11 protein-coding genes, 3 tRNA genes and 3 pseudogenes are annotated in these 13,883 nt (G+C 46.2%); 10 read left to right on the top strand and 7 right to left on the bottom strand.

The genetic code is table 11. From position 1 onward, the window contains the following. Positions 1-50 precede the first annotated feature (50 nt). The 5 genes and pseudogenes from HVY19_RS12250 to HVY19_RS12230 all read left to right on the top strand — a co-directional run. Positions 51-1,661 carry an S-type pyocin domain-containing protein gene (locus HVY19_RS12250; RefSeq protein WP_249419076.1) on the top strand — a complete coding sequence of 537 codons (1,611 nt, stop codon included), beginning with the start codon at positions 51-53 and terminating at the stop codon, positions 1,659-1,661. 1 nt (position 1,662) lies between these two features. After that, entirely contained in the window at positions 1,663-1,911 is a 249-nt protein-coding gene (locus HVY19_RS12245) for a bacteriocin immunity protein (protein WP_181680860.1), read from the top strand. 81 nt (positions 1,912-1,992) lie between these two features. After that, complete coding sequence (locus HVY19_RS12240) at positions 1,993-2,673, top strand: hypothetical protein (RefSeq protein WP_249419075.1); 681 nt, start codon at positions 1,993-1,995, stop codon at positions 2,671-2,673. 159 nt (positions 2,674-2,832) lie between these two features. Next, complete coding sequence (locus HVY19_RS12235; RefSeq protein ID WP_181680859.1) at positions 2,833-3,981, top strand: SEL1-like repeat protein; 1,149 nt, start codon at positions 2,833-2,835, stop codon at positions 3,979-3,981. A gap of 424 nt (positions 3,982-4,405) precedes the next feature. After that, positions 4,406-4,609, top strand: a pseudogene (locus HVY19_RS12230) (lipoprotein); the annotation flags it as partial. Between the two features lie 132 nt (positions 4,610-4,741). Here the strand turns inward: HVY19_RS12230 and HVY19_RS12225 are convergent. The 3 genes and pseudogenes from HVY19_RS12225 to HVY19_RS12215 form a co-directional block, all read right to left on the bottom strand. Beyond that, positions 4,742-5,841, bottom strand: a protein-coding gene (locus tag HVY19_RS12225; protein WP_181680858.1) for an IS3 family transposase whose coding sequence is annotated in 2 segments (ribosomal slippage) — positions 4,742-5,586 and positions 5,586-5,841 — 1,101 coding nt in all. Because the reading frame shifts where the segments join, the coding sequence is not laid out codon by codon here. An 86-nt stretch (positions 5,842-5,927) separates the two neighbouring features. Beyond that, positions 5,928-6,599, bottom strand: a pseudogene (locus HVY19_RS12220) (integrase arm-type DNA-binding domain-containing protein); the annotation flags it as partial. A gap of 179 nt (positions 6,600-6,778) precedes the next feature. Continuing rightward, positions 6,779-6,854: transfer RNA gene (locus HVY19_RS12215), tRNA-Asn, on the bottom strand. A 325-nt stretch (positions 6,855-7,179) separates the two neighbouring features. Here HVY19_RS12215 and HVY19_RS12210 point away from each other — a divergent pair. Beyond that, positions 7,180-7,473: pseudogene (locus tag HVY19_RS12210) on the top strand (LysR family transcriptional regulator); the annotation flags it as partial. A gap of 114 nt (positions 7,474-7,587) precedes the next feature. After that, positions 7,588-8,538 carry an HTH-type transcriptional regulator Cbl gene (gene cbl, locus HVY19_RS12205; protein ID WP_181680857.1) on the top strand — a complete coding sequence of 317 codons (951 nt, stop codon included), beginning with the start codon at positions 7,588-7,590 and terminating at the stop codon, positions 8,536-8,538. A 37-nt stretch (positions 8,539-8,575) separates the two neighbouring features. On the opposite strand, the gene HVY19_RS12200 is transcribed toward cbl, so the two are convergent. After that, a tRNA-Asn gene (locus HVY19_RS12200) sits at positions 8,576-8,651 on the bottom strand. A 100-nt stretch (positions 8,652-8,751) separates the two neighbouring features. Beyond that, positions 8,752-9,549, bottom strand: a complete 798-nt coding sequence (gene mtfA / locus HVY19_RS12195; protein WP_181680856.1) for a DgsA anti-repressor MtfA — start codon at positions 9,547-9,549, stop codon at positions 8,752-8,754. 93 nt (positions 9,550-9,642) lie between these two features. Between mtfA and HVY19_RS12190 the strand changes: the two genes are divergently transcribed. Then, positions 9,643-9,732, top strand: a tRNA-Ser gene (locus tag HVY19_RS12190). 181 nt (positions 9,733-9,913) lie between these two features. Here the strand turns inward: HVY19_RS12190 and HVY19_RS12185 are convergent. Then, positions 9,914-10,663 carry an SDR family oxidoreductase gene (locus HVY19_RS12185; protein WP_181680855.1) on the bottom strand — a complete coding sequence of 250 codons (750 nt, stop codon included), beginning with the start codon at positions 10,661-10,663 and terminating at the stop codon, positions 9,914-9,916. A 102-nt stretch (positions 10,664-10,765) separates the two neighbouring features. On the opposite strand from HVY19_RS12185, the gene HVY19_RS12180 reads away from it, so the two are divergent. Next, a complete protein-coding gene (locus tag HVY19_RS12180) occupies positions 10,766-11,125 on the top strand; it encodes a helix-turn-helix domain-containing protein (RefSeq protein WP_181680854.1) in 360 nt (119 codons plus the stop codon). Between the two features lie 55 nt (positions 11,126-11,180). On the opposite strand, the gene ompC is transcribed toward HVY19_RS12180, so the two are convergent. Then, complete coding sequence (gene ompC, locus HVY19_RS12175; RefSeq protein ID WP_181680853.1) at positions 11,181-12,317, bottom strand: porin OmpC; 1,137 nt, start codon at positions 12,315-12,317, stop codon at positions 11,181-11,183. Positions 12,318-13,151: 834 nt separating this feature from the next. Here ompC and HVY19_RS12170 point away from each other — a divergent pair. Then, on the top strand, positions 13,152-13,850 hold the full coding sequence (locus tag HVY19_RS12170; RefSeq protein ID WP_181680852.1) for a phosphohydrolase: 699 nt from the start codon (positions 13,152-13,154) through the stop codon (positions 13,848-13,850). The last annotated feature ends 33 nt before the right edge of the window (positions 13,851-13,883 follow it).

Genomic DNA, 13,883 nt, shown 5'->3' with positions numbered 1-13,883 from the left:
CAGCACTGGAGGGCGATAAAACAACCACGGGTGCTGAATGTATCGCCTCAATGTCTAATGATACTGAACATGGGCGAAGAGTTGTTCGTGTTGGGGATAAAACAACCCCATGCCCTAAATGTGGTGAGGTAGGGGTTATCGTATCCGGTGAACCCCGTGATACCAATGATGGAAAAATAGCAGCGGTTGATGGTTCAATCGTGCGCTGTGCCTGCCCTTCAGGGTCTAACTGGATTATTGCGCCAGCAGGACAATGGGTTGGCAGAGGCCCGGATCCTTCTATTACAGCCCTTGCGGCATTGGTTGCTGAACGTAAGGCCGCAGAAGAAGAAAGAACTAAACAACTCGCGGAAGAACGTGATCGTAATCGTGTCTTTGCCAAATCCTGCCTTCGTGGTGAAGGTTGTAATGATGCCGGAGTAGATCAGGAGCCTCATACCAATTTCGCTGCGATGGCATTTTATCAGGCTGTTCCACCTGCCGACCCTGCATCAGATAATGATGTTGTCCAGCACGCCCAGACTGCCAAGAAGAAGAAACCTGCTGAAGATATTCCAGAGCCAAAGAAACGAAGCGCCCTATATAAATGGTGGTTCGGTAACCATGAGGAAGTCGAATACCAGCGGGCAACAGCCGCAGCGACGAGTGCTGCTAATGCTCAGACGGCTGTCGAAGGTGCCAGTGTGCTTGGTCTGATTGGTGGAAGTGCCATTACGTCAGGTACGTGGGCGGTAAAACTTGGTGAGATAGCAAGCGGAGCTGGAAGAATAGCAGCCAGCGGTCCCGGTGCTCCCATCGCCGCAGTTGTGATGGGAATGATGCCCGGCAGGCTGAATGACGGTGAACAGGACTTTATTGACCGGATGCGTCTGGAACAGATGCGTGAAGCACCAAGCCGTGTGCGTTATACATGGGAACAGGATGATATAGGTAATCCTGTTCCTCATGGCTGGCACACCCCACCGGGTAAAGACATGGTGCGTGTGCGCAAAATGGATTGGGATGACTCCAGAAAAGCGTATACGTTCACCACAGAGGAAGATCCGCGTATTACCATCATCTGGACACCAGACAGTTCAGGTGTCAATGTTCCATCAAATACAGGAAACCAGAATCCGGTAAGGATACCGAACCCGGTAGTTGTTGATCCGATGCCGGAAGATACCAGTATTGAGGCTACAACCACTCCGGCACCGGAAGAGAAGGATTTTGCAGATTATATTCTTATTCTGCCAATATCGGATATTCCACCGATATATATATATCTGCGAAACAATCCCGGTCAGGTAACGGGTAAAGGCCAGAAGGTTAGCGGTATTTGGTTGTCTGATGCTAACACGGGGAATGGTTCTCCGGTTCCAAGTCAGATAGCAGACAAGCTACGAGGGCGAACCTTTGGTAACTTTGACCAGTTCCGTAAGGCATTTTGGTTAGAAGTCTCAAAAGATCCTGATTTATCTAGACAATTTAAACGGGGCAACTCCGGTAATATCAAGGTAGGTAAAGCCCCAGCACCAAGGGAAAGTGAGCAGGTCGGAGGAAAGATAAAGTATGATATTCATCATATTAAACCAATAATTGAAGGTGGTGAGGTTTATAATATTGATAATATGGGAATAGTAACTCCGAAACGTCATATAGATATTCATAGAGGCGGATAACATGAAACAAATTAGTGATTATACAGAGGAAGAGTTTTTGGATTTTGTTCGTAAGATATTTGATGTCGATAATACTACTGAAGCAGAAGATATCCAAAATATCCTTGAGTTTAAACGATTGACTGAGCATCCTGATGGCTCAGATCTCATTTACTATCCACGAGAAGATCGGGAAGATAGCCCCGAAGGTGTTGTTCAAGAAGTCAAAGAATGGCGTCAAAAAAATGGAAAGTCGGGCTTTAAAAATTAGCCTCATGTTACATAGATGATATATGTTCCACGCTATCAAGCGTGGTGTTAACGCTCTTTGTGGTATTTTGAGATTTCTATTATGAATAACTTATTGTTAGATTTAAAAAAAGAATTTGAAAATTTATCATGTGATATAAGTGTTCCAGAGGAAATTGAGCAGTTGTATCAGTGGATAAATGAAAATGGCCTTGTTGAATCTCATGATGGCCTTATTGAAACGCCAAAAGGAATGATGGGGGACCCTACAGTTTATTCTTATGGAAGGATTAGTTCAGATTATGAGATTAATCCAGATATAACTTTTACAACATCAGGTCAGAAAGGAATTCACTATTGGTTTGATCTCACTGAAATTACAGAGGAAATTTCATCAAGGCTCGTATCATTTGCAGAGAGTGGATTTGATGGTTCTCAACTTGCCTTTTGGCTGGATGATAGCAACTCTCTTAGAATTGTTCATATGGGTTCTGGTTCCGGTTCGATGTTATGCTGTGTAGTTGCTGATAACGCAAGGGAGTTTTTGTCATTACTCGCCATCGGTTATGGACAATTAGGTGATGTTTATGATTTTTCATTATCGCCTGAACAAATAGATGATGGAGTGAAAATAAATAATTCATTTGTTTATTGGTTATACCATTCACTTGGTATAAAAAGACCTCATGATGCATCTGCTATAATAAAAGCAAAATCAGAAATAGGAGATAAAGATACAAATGATGCATTCTGCTTATGGTGCAATAAACAGTTTAAAAAATAATATACACACTTAACTTTGGATATTAACTTGCGGATTATACAATAATGTCAGAGAAATTGACCTTGAAAATCATTGTGAATACAAGGTTAATATTACTTTTAGTCTAAAAATAATTTGTGGGTAGTGTTTTCCCTCTTGTGTTATGGGCAGGTAAATATAATGAAAAAAAGTCTGTTTTTGTGTTTTATATTTCTAGAAGGATTTCTGATTGGTACTCCGGCCTATGCTCAAAGTGAGCAGGAGAGATACGAGGCTTATGATAGATGCCAAGTTGATGTACGAGCATGCCAGCAAGCTGCTGAACATGGTGATGCAGAGGCTCAATATAATTTAGGAAAGATGTATTATACAGGAGAGGGACTTCCCCAGAACTTTCAGAAGGCAAAGATACTATGGGAAGAATCGTCCAAAAAAGGTAGTGCTCAGTCTTTAAATGGATTAGGTTTGTTATATTATACAGGGAAAGGAGTTCAGGGGAAAAATGTTAAATTAGCAAAAGAATTATTCCATAAGGCTGCGCAATTAGGTGAGTTTAAGGCTGTGTTAAATATAAAGGTTATGCTCGAAAATAATTTTGCTGAATATGATGATCTCAAAAATGCAGATGAAGAATTTAGACATTGTCATGAGATAAACAAAACGAAATTAGAGAATTTTTCCAATAATGGAAATGCCGATGCATCCTATCAACTAGCTTTGATGTATGGTGGTTATGATAAAATTCAAGAATACGATCAGAAAAAATACATATACTATCTGAAAAAGGCCGCTCAAGAAGGTAATGCAGATGCGCAGTATAAAATAGGATATATCTATTTCCGAGGAACTAATAATGTAAAGGTTGATCGTGATAAGGCACTTAAATATCTAATTGAGTCTGATAAACAGGGCAATTCAAACGCGTCATACGCTCTTTTTGAATATTATCAATATCAGCATGAACCCGACTCCCTTCGTTCATCTAAATATTTAGAAAAAGCAGCAGAACGTCACAATCTACAAGCTGTATACAAGATGGCTTATTTTTATTATCATGGCAACGATTCATATAATAGTAATGAGTCTTTTCCTAAAATTGATTTTAAAAAATCATTTCATTACTATCAAGTTCTTTCAACCACACTAACTAATAGAGGTATATATAATCTTGGAAAAGATTATCAACTGGATGCTATGTATCAGTTAGGTGTTATGTATGAAAATGGTCAAGGGGCAAATAAATCCATACAGAAAGCAAGAAATATGTTTAAGGTATCCTGTGATAAAGGTTATAAGAAGAGTTGTGATGAGTTGAGCCATTTGAAGTGAAAGTAGAAAATGCTAATTGATGAATCAGCACATTGCTAATTGTGTGCTGCTTCATTCTTTATCCCGCCGAACATCCAGCCAAAGCCCCAACTGTGGCGTTCCATTGTTGACCACCACCATCAATCAATTGATATAAAAGATCGATAATTTATTATTGATAGTCTTTATCGATTGAAAACGGTTTATTGATCGATAATTTAATTGCTTTAATCGATTAATTTAGCCTATTTTGATAGGCTGTAGCTATTGTTTGTTTTTTATCGATCGATTTAAACGATATTACGAACATCAAAAATAATTCAATTCTATCAATTGGTTAAACATACTGTTTGTGGATCGGGTGCGATCCGGTTGGGAATAGGGTCACTTCGATTCTCATTCCTGCCACAAACAACCTGTTCTTTATCACTGATGGGATATTAAAATGAAGAAAATCTTACTCATGGCAGGTGCTGCGCTGGTTCTGGCGGGATGTGGTGAAAAAGGCGACTTTGAGAAAGCGATCAACGCCAAGATTGGTTAATCAAAAACCTGTTTCTCATTCCGAAACAATGACGTCACATTCCCTATCCAGCTCTCCAAACCGCGATTTGACGAAACAGGCACCGGGACAGGCTCAGTGATCCTGACCCTGGTCCAAATTCAGTGCAGTGCTAAATCAGAGTTCTTCGTCTTTCTGACCCTGGTCCAAATTCAGTGCAGTGCTAAATCAGAGTTCTTCGTCTTTCTGACCCTGGTCCAAATTCAGTGCAGTGCTAAATCAGAGTTCTTCGTCTTTCCGGAGACTTCGGATGAATTCCGCCGGAGTCATGTCATTTAATGATGAATGCGTTCTCTCATGATTGTATTCCCTGCGCCAGTTGTCGAGTTTGTCCTGCGCATCTTCCAGCGACAGAAACCAGTGGATGTTCAGGCATTCATCACGCAGGCTGCCGTTAAACGATTCAATAAACGGGTTATCTGTCGGTTTTCCGGGGCGGGAGAAGTCCATCATGACACCGTGTTCATACGCCCATTTATCCAGACTCTTCGAGATAAATTCGCTGCCGTTATCCGTCTGTATACGTACCGGCAGACGCTTATCCAACACCCGCAGCGCTTCCATTACGCGGACCACATCCTCACCCTTCAATGATTTTCCGGCATGGATCGCCAGACATTCCCGACTAAAATTATCCACTACAGTCAGCGCCCGGAAGCGCCGTCCGTTAAACAGACTATCCGACACGAAATCCATACTCCAGCACTGATCGATGTGCGTCAGGGTCGGACGCTGCTGCCGGTGTGCCGCACTGATATGTCTGCGGGGACGTTTCCTGCGCAGATTCAGGCCTTCCAGACAGTAAATCCGGTGTGTTTTCTTATAGTTAATTAGCCAGCCTTCTCGTCGCAGCAGGACGTGAATGCGCGGACAGCCATAGCGTATTCGTGTTTCCGCAATTTCCCTGATGCGCTGGGTTATTGCCCGATCGTCACGCCGACTCTGCCAGTGGTAGACAGTTCTGCTCTGCATCAGCAACCCGCATCCCCGACGGACGCTGATACGATATGCCTCACGCAGGAAATGCACCGCCTGGCGCTTCTGAGCCGGCCTCAGAACTTTTGCTTCAGTACCTCCTGCAGCATCTCCTTGTCCAGACTCAGGTCAGCCACCAGTTTCTTCAGCCGCTGGTTTTCATCCTCCAGTTGCCGCAGACGCCGCAGTTCCGTCACACCCAGACCGGCAAATTTTTTCTTCCAGTTGTAAAAAGTGGCCTCAGAAATGCCCATCTTTCTGCAGACTTCCCCGACGCGGGTGCCGGTTTCGGCCTGTTTCAGCGCAAACGCAATCTGTTCTTCGGTATAACGGGTCTTTTTCATGGCAGTGTGCCTCTCTGTGAGGTGAAAGAAAGACCGGAGACTTCAGTTTAGACTGGTACTGTTTTCAGGGGGAAGGTCAACTTACATTTGTATTCGGTAATTTTTTTAAGTAGTTGAGGGATTTCTTCCAGTTCCAGCGCGGGACGATGTTCGGTCTGTGGTTTCTGAACAGCACCTTCCATATCATAGGCAGGGTTATGGCGTATCAGTTTTTGCTGGACAGCATGGCGGAGGATCGCCGTAATGTATTGTTGAATGCGCATGGCAACTTCAAGATAGCCAAGTGCCTCAACCTTTTTCACTGGAACCAGCAGGTCACCCGTATCCAGTTCGGCAACATCGCTGTCACCAATCGCAGGGAAGACATAGGTTTCAAGACGCTACCATACAGAATCACCATAATCTTTTGACCATTTTGTTTTTGTGGCAAACCAAGCTTTAGCCACCATAGCGAAGGAGCGTGTCTTATCACGCTTGGCCTTTAGCTCTTTAACCTCTGCCTGTTTCTTTGCATTAGGGTCAATACCCTGAGCAAGAAGCCTTCTGGCCTCATCAAGGCGTTGTCTTGCGTCAGAAAGAGAAACAGCAGGGTAAACACCAATAGAGAGGAGTTTTTGCTTTCCTTCGAAACGGTAGGCCATTTGCCAGTATTTCGAACCTTTAGGGGTAACACGGAGGAACATACCAAAGCCATCGGTTAGCTTATATTCCTTCTCAAGGGGTTTTGCATTTTTTGCTTTAATATCAGTTAGTGACATGAACCCCCCCCTCGATTGTTGGTAAAAGGCAAATCGAACCAGCATTACCAGCATTTTTACCTTCAAAATGATATGGCTTCGAGTGGTTTTTAGTGAACGAGGGTGAACGTGAAAGAAAGGATAACCAACTGATAGAAATGCGGGAAGCAGACGTCAGTGAACGTCTGCCTCCCTTAAATTGGCTCCTCTGACTGGACTCGAACCAGTGACATACGGATTAACAGTCCGCCGTTCTACCGACTGAACTACAGAGGAATCGTGTGAACGGGGCGAATATTAACGACGCCGTCTGGGGTTGTCAAAGGGGGAAATGCGATTAGGCGTTCGTTTGCTGACAAAATCAGCAAAGCGGCGAAGTTTCGGTCTGTGGGGGCTTTTGCCCCATTTTGGTGCGTTATCGCCCGTAATGGCGCATAACGGCAAGCACAGGCAAAGGGCTCTTCGAAGATGTAGACAATTTTGTGTTATTTAATAGCGGGTTAAATATGTCGCCCGACTTATTTTAAACTGGCAAGCATCTTGCAATTCTATCCTGACATTCACGCCAGCATTGGGACTGGCATTCCGGACAGGAGGCAAAATGAACTTCAGACGACTGAAATATTTCGTGAAAATTGTCGATATTGGTAGCCTGACGCAGGCCGCTGAAGTATTGCATATCGCCCAGCCTGCGCTGAGCCAGCAGGTTGCTACTCTGGAAGGTGAGCTTAATCAGCAACTGTTGATTCGTACAAAACGCGGCGTAACGCCGACGGAAGCGGGAAAAGTGCTCTATCTTCATGCGCGAACTATCCTGGGTCAGTGCGAACAGGCGAGATTGGCAGTATGCGGTACAGGCCATACGAGAGCAGGGCAGCCTACCATGGGACTTGCCCAAAGCAAGTTAAGCGTTATTCCCTAATGGAATAAGATGCAGGTTTTTATTATTTGTTATGCCGAGTCTCTGACTTTAACAATAGCGTAATGTCTGATGTCCTCGGAGCAAACAGTGAATTTCCAGCAGCTAAAAATTATCCGTGAGGCCGCCCGCCAGGATTTCAACCTGACGGAAGTGGCCAACATGCTCTATACCTCACAGTCGGGAGTGAGCCGACATATTCGTGAGCTGGAAGACGAGTTGGGTATTGAAATATTCATCCGGCGAGGAAAACGTCTGCTTGGCATGACCGAACCGGGTAAGGCGCTTCTGGTCATTGCAGAGCGTATTCTGAATGAGGCCAGTAATGTTCGCCGCCTTGCGGATCTGTTTACAAATGACACATCCGGCGTACTCACCATCGCCACGACGCATACTCAGGCAAGATACAGCCTGCCAGGTGTGATAAAAGCTTTCCGTGAACTGTTTCCCGAAGTGCGTCTGGAACTCATTCAGGGGACGCCGCAGGAGATAGAGGCGTTGCTACAAAATGGCGGGGCGGATATTGGTATCGCCAGTGAACGTTTGAGTAATGATCCTCTGCTGGTGGCGTTTCCCTGGTTTCGTTGGTATCACAGTTTGCTTGTGCCTCAGGATCACCCCTTAACTCAGGCTTCCCCCCTGACGCTGGAGTCGATTGCGCAGTGGCCCTTGATCACCTATCGGCAAGGGATCACCGGGCGTTCGCGTATTGATGAAGCCTTTGCCCGCAAGGGTTTAGTGCCGGATATCGTGCTTAGCGCCCAGGATTCAGATGTGATTAAAACTTATGTGTCATTAGGTCTGGGTATTGGCCTGGTGGCAGAGCAATCCAGCGGTGAGCAGGAAGAGGGGACACTTACCCGCCTTGATACCCGACATTTGTTTGATGCCAATACCGTTTGGCTGGGATTAAAGCGCGGGCAGTTGCAGCGCAACTACGTCTGGCGATTTATTGAACTCTGCAACGCGGGTCTGTCCGTTGAGGACATTAAGCGACAGGTGATGGAGCCAGATGAAGTGGCGATTGATTACCAGATATAAAGCAAAAAGCCCGCTAAAAAGCGGGCTTTTCTAAATTTGGCTCCTCTGACTGGACTCGAACCAGTGACATACGGATTAACAGTCCGCCGTTCTACCGACTGAACTACAGAGGAATCGTTTGAACGAGGCGCATGATACTGGCCTCGCTACTACGTGTCAACAGTAAAATTAACGCGCTTTTTCAACTGGTTAATTAATCTTCAAAACCAGAAATCAGTGTACCTGCGACGACGGTTGATCGTCTTCGTCCTGGCTATCGCGCAGGCGCTGAAGCGGATCCTGACGGTAGAAATGACTAAAACGTTGCCACAGGGCCGGGAAGCGCGGGGCAAAAAGCTCCGGTGCGCTGAAAAAATACTCCGACAACACGGCAAAGCATTCCGCCGGGTCGCTCGCTGCGTAGGCATCAATGCTGGAGGCCGTTTCACCGACAAGGTCAATTTCATCCTGAATATTGTTCATTGCCGCATGGAGGTCATGTTCCCAGCTTGCCACTTCACGCAGAGGAATTAACGGAATGCCGCTGGCGCGATCGCCATTACGCATATCCAGTTTATGTGCCACTTCATGGATGATCAGATTAAAGCCGGAGGCATCAAACGAATCCTGAATATCCAGCCAGTTCAGCACGACAGGCCCCTGTTGCCAACTCTGACCGGACTGCACGATGCGCTGATTATGAACCAGACCAATATCATCTTCCCATTCGTCATCAACGACAAAGGGAGCGGGGTAGATGAGGATCTCATGGAAGCCATCCAGCCATTCGATGCCCAGTTCCAGTATGGGCAGGCAGAATATCAGGGCGATGCGCGCGCTTTTCAGCGGATCGAGTTCAAAGCCTTGCAGAGCGACAAGTCTTTTTTGCTGTAAGAATCGTTCCGCAAGTGCGACTAATCTGGCTTGTTCTTGCGCGGTTAGCGTCACCAGAAGAGGAATGGCGAGGGCCTCCTCCCAAAGGGCGGCGTCATTTTGCGCGGTATCTTGTGCTTTCCAGGGCCACTTAATCATCGTTTTGCTCGCAAACTCGTCACTTGAATGAAATTGAAGGGACAGGGTCTGTTAAAATGCCAAATTACCTGGCATGATGGCAACCATCAAAACGGAGAGATGCCGGAGCGGCTGAACGGACCGGTCTCGAAAACCGGAGTAGGGGCAACTCTACCGGGGGTTCAAATCCCCCTCTCTCCGCCACTATTCAAGCACTTACCCTTCCTGTTGTCAGTGACACACATCCCGTTGGTAACAACGAATAGAGATTTAACGCTTAACGACACGTCTGTACTCTCTCTTGCGTCACATTTTCTCCTCTTTTCTTCATATTCAATCGTATTGTGAATCCGGGCGACACGGACGTGCCGCCAGGTTAGAGGCGTTACAAATTTCCCGTACCGCCGTCAACCAGCAATTCCGTGCCTACCGTATAGGTTGACTCATCAGAGGCTAGATAGAGCGCCGCTTTTGCCAGTTCTGTGGGGGTGCCCATGCGTCTGATAGGTACTAACTGAGTGATTTCTTTTAGCAATTCCTGTTGTGCTTCTCCGCTCAGGCCGAGCTTATTGAATGCGGGGGTTGCGACCGGACCGGGGCTTAATCCATTTACCCGAATACCGCGCGATAAAAATTCGCCAGATAGCGTGCGGGCAAGGGAGAGCAATCCCGCCTTGCTGGCGGCGTAAGCACTGCTGCCAGGCAGACCTATGTGTGCGCTAACGGAGCCACAGAGAATAACGGAAGAAGGGTTATGCAATAGCGGCAGTAGCGCCTGGAAGAGGAAAAAAGGTCCTTTGAGATTGGTCTGCATCAGACGATCCCACATGGCTTCATCCCAGGTATCCAGCGGCCCGTGCGAAACATCTCCCGCGTTAATAAACACCGCATCCAGTCGTGGCCAGCGTGTTGCGATGGTCTCCGCCAGCGCCTTCTGTGCCTGTACGTTCCCGGCGTCAGTGGCGATGACCCATGCTTTATCCCCCAAAAGACGCTGAGCTTCAGCAAGTGTCTCCGGGTTACGGCCGGTAACGGCAACCTGCGCCCCTTCGGCGATGAATTCCTGGGCGGTTGCCAGACCAATGCCACTGGTACCACCGGTAATCAGGGTAAACTTATCAGTTAAACGCCCCATTTTTGCTGCTCCTGAATTGTCTCTGGAGAAAGCACTATAGAAACGTTAGTATCTAAAGGAAACCAGGTACCAAATGGATACTAATGCGGCGAGAGGTGTGAGATGGCGGAAATAGCCGAATGTGTTGCTGAAAAAAATTGTCAGCATGAACCCTGTCCGATGACGCGCTTCGTCAACCTGATCGCGGGTAAGTGGGCGATACCGATTCTGTATCGTCTGATTATTTTAAACACCCCGGTACGCTTTGGTGAGCTACTGCGCGCGGCTGCGCCAATCACTCAAAAGGAACTGACAAAGCAACTGCGCTTATTCGAACAACGCGGTCTGGTCACGCGCACTATCTATCCCGAAATCCCTCCACGCGTGGAGTATCAGATCACACCGCTGGGGTTAACTTTGCAAAACGCGCTGTCACCACTTGCGGACTGGATGCGGGAGAATGGAGATAAGCTTAAAGAGTGACTGGGGTTGAGGCACAAAAAAGCCCGCTAAGAAGCGGGCTTGAGAATAGCGGGGATTAGAACTGGTAAACCATACCTACGCCAACAACGTCATCAGTAGAAATGCCAACGGTGTTATAGAACGCGTCGTCTTCGTCTAACAGATTGATTTTGTAATCAACGTAGGTAGAGAAGTTTTTGTTGAAGTAGTAGTTTGCACCGACGGAAACATACTTAACCAGGTCCTGGCTATCATACTTGCCATTCATGAAAGGCATATCTGCTACCAGGTCTTTACCTTTAGACTGGATGTAAGAAACTTCCGGACGCAGACCGAAATCGAACTGGTACTGAGCCGTGACTTCAAAGTTCTGCGTTTTGTTTGCGATTAAACTTTCGCTATTGCTGCCAACCGGCGTCATGTTTCGGGTTTCTGCATACATCGCTGCCAGATAGATATCGTTAGCATCGTATTTCAGACCCACGGTCCAGACTTCAGCTTTTTCGCCACCAGCAGTGGTACCGAATTCTTGTTCGTTGGTACGGTCAGACGCGGAGAAAGCTGCACCTGCGCTGATGCCCATGCCGAAATCATAAGTGGTGGACATACCAAAACCGTCACCATTCTGTTTGCGAACATTACGTCCGTTGTTGGTGCCTTCCTGGCCAAACAGGCTACTTTCGCTTTCGTTTGCGCCCTGATACTGCAGTGCAAAATTCAGACCTTCAATCAGACCGAAGAAATCGGTGTTACGGTAGGTTGCAACACCGTTGGTACGGCCGTTCATGAAGTTATCGGTGTAAGTATAAGAGTCACCGCCCCATACCGGCAGCATGTCGGTCCAGGCTTCAACGTCGTACACGACACCATAGTTACGGCCATAGTCGAATGAGCCGTAGTCGCCAAATTTCAAGCCGGCGAAGCCCAGACGGGTTGCGGAATCAGACGTGTTTTCAGAACCGTTTGCCTGAATGTTGTATTCCCATTGGCCAAAACCAATCAGATCGCTATTAATCTGTGTTTCGCCTTTGAAACCAAGACGGACGTAGGTGGCATCGCCATCCTGATGAGCATCATCAGAGAAAACATGACGAGCATCAACTTTGCCGTACAGATCCAGTTTATTTCCATCTTTATTATACATTTCAGCCGCATTTGCTGCGCCAGCTATGAGTAATGCCGGGACAAGTAGTGCCAGTACTTTTCTTTTCATTATGTATTCCCTTATGATAATAATCTTCATGAATAAGTGCTTGTTTTTTTAAAAGCACATTTGGATACTATTCTATTAAGTTCAGAATATTTTAAAAATAACATGTAACAAATGTATTTAAAAGATTTCAAAATGTTTCCATTTGCGCTTTTGTATTAATATTATTATGTATTTCTTGTAAAATATTCATGTTAATTATGGATTTATAGTAGAGTGTGATAAATGGGGGTTAGGTATTGGTGAAGCAAATAAGATTTGTATGTCACTAATAATGGAAGGGAAAGATTTATTCTTTGAATAAAAAAGAAACCGGCATAAATGCCGGTTAAAATAATGGGGTAATTGACAATAAAAGGCTAATAACGGAAGAATCATGCCATGAAAAAAGAAAAACATAAACCCTGTGCGGTTCGTTCCTCATTATTCGTGGGAACAATAATTCCAGACTTCAAAATTAAATATCAGGCGCACATTTCTGGTTGAAACACAGGTTTACCGCCGTATGGATAAAATTATTCCGGATTAAAACATCTGCAAAATATATAATTCGCGGTCGAACTGAGCGTTATGTTGATCTAAAATGTGATTCTAATCACAAAAATGCAGTGATAATTTCATTTGATTCACATCACAAAAATGGCGTTTCCTTTGAGGAGTCTGGAAATAAACGACGTGTAATCTCCGATGAGAACAGGCTGGGTGGGCTTTTGCGGGTGAGATTGGTGGGAATGATGTTCGGTGGAATCGCCTGGTACATGCGTCCACGCCGTCAACAGAAGTGAAGAACCCGGTAAAAATTGCTACTGTAGCCCTCCTGACGACACCGGAGGCAATGTGGAACTACAAGACTGGCAAAGGCAATTTGAAGCGTGGCTACTCAGCCATCACCATCAACAGGACGCTGCGCATGATATCCACCACTTTCGTCGCGTCTGGGCGACATCGCGGCAACTCAGCGAAGGGATGTCCGTTGATGAGTTAGTCATTCTCACAGCATGTTATTTCCATGACATTATCAGCCTGCCGAAGAACCACCCTGAACGACACCGTTCTTCAGTTCTGGCTGCCGCTGAAACCCGCACTCTTCTCCTGCGCGATTTTCCCGCATTTCCTTCGTCACGCCTGGATGCCGTGTGTCACGCCATTGAAGCGCACAGTTTTAGCGCCAACATTGCTCCAGTCACCCTGGAGGCGAAAATTGTCCAGGACGCCGACAGACTCGAAGCGTTAGGTGCTATTGGTCTTGCGCGAGTATTTGCCGTCTCAGGTGCGTTAGGCGTCGCGCTTTTTGACGCAGAAGATCCGTTTGCCCAACGGCGCGTACTAAATGATAAACAGTTCGCACTGGACCATTTTCAAACCAAATTACTTAAGCTGCCGGAAACCATGCAGACCGCGCGAGGACGTGAACTGGCGCAGTATAACGCCGCGTTTTTGGTTACCTGGATGGCAAAACTGAGTGCCGAGCTAAACGGTGAATATGCGTCATTCGATCCCGCCGTGGTGCAAGCATTTCGCCCTCAACACGCGTAAGCTCAATTTTATGTTAACCTGACGACACTCTCT

Source organism: Citrobacter sp. RHB25-C09, assembly GCF_013836145.1.
Classification (GTDB): domain Bacteria; phylum Pseudomonadota; class Gammaproteobacteria; order Enterobacterales; family Enterobacteriaceae; genus Citrobacter_A.
The sequence above is the reverse complement of the archived record's forward strand: the minus strand, read 5'-3'. Positions and strand labels throughout refer to the sequence as shown.

Bases quoted from the DNA above. Each gene is read 5' to 3' on its own strand.
- HVY19_RS12250 (WP_249419076.1), top strand. From the start codon at position 51: ATGTCTAATGATACTGAACATGGGCGAAGAGTTGTTCGTGTTGGGGAT.
- HVY19_RS12245 (WP_181680860.1), top strand. From the start codon at position 1,663: ATGAAACAAATTAGTGATTATACAGAGGAAGAGTTTTTGGATTTTGTT.
- HVY19_RS12240 (WP_249419075.1), top strand. From the start codon at position 1,993: ATGAATAACTTATTGTTAGATTTAAAAAAAGAATTTGAAAATTTATCA.
- HVY19_RS12235 (WP_181680859.1), top strand. From the start codon at position 2,833: ATGAAAAAAAGTCTGTTTTTGTGTTTTATATTTCTAGAAGGATTTCTG.
- mtfA (WP_181680856.1), bottom strand. From the start codon at position 9,549: ATGATTAAGTGGCCCTGGAAAGCACAAGATACCGCGCAAAATGACGCC.
- HVY19_RS12185 (WP_181680855.1), bottom strand. From the start codon at position 10,663: ATGGGGCGTTTAACTGATAAGTTTACCCTGATTACCGGTGGTACCAGT.
- HVY19_RS12180 (WP_181680854.1), top strand. From the start codon at position 10,766: ATGGCGGAAATAGCCGAATGTGTTGCTGAAAAAAATTGTCAGCATGAA.
- ompC (WP_181680853.1), bottom strand. From the start codon at position 12,317: ATGAAAAGAAAAGTACTGGCACTACTTGTCCCGGCATTACTCATAGCT.